1 pseudogene is annotated in these 238 nt (G+C 74.4%); it reads right to left on the bottom strand.

The annotated features are described in order from the left end of the window. Nucleotides 1–41 precede the first annotated feature (41 nt). Nucleotides 42–238: pseudogene (locus G3I65_RS07640) on the bottom strand (ABC transporter ATP-binding protein); the annotation flags it as partial.

Raw genomic sequence — 238 nt, 5'->3', positions numbered from 1 at the left:
CGGCGGCTTGAGCCGGGCCGGTTCCGGCAACGTCACCAGCGTCATCGCGCACCCACCAGCCCGGTGTCCAGCCGCAGCCGCCCGTCGAGCAGCTCGATCCGGCGCGGCATGCCGGCGGCGATCTCCCGGTCGTGGGTGATCACGACGATCGTGGTGCCCTCCGCCGACAGCTCGCCGAGCAGCGCCAGCACGGACGCGCCGGTGCCGGTGTCGAGGTTGCCGGTCGGCTCGTCGGCCA

Origin of the sequence: Amycolatopsis sp. SID8362 (genome assembly GCF_010550475.1) — a bacterium.
GTDB classification, from domain to species: Bacteria; Actinomycetota; Actinomycetes; order Mycobacteriales; family Pseudonocardiaceae; genus Amycolatopsis; species Amycolatopsis eburnea.
Note: the sequence above shows the minus strand (reverse complement) of the source record. Positions and strands in the feature narration are given on the sequence as shown.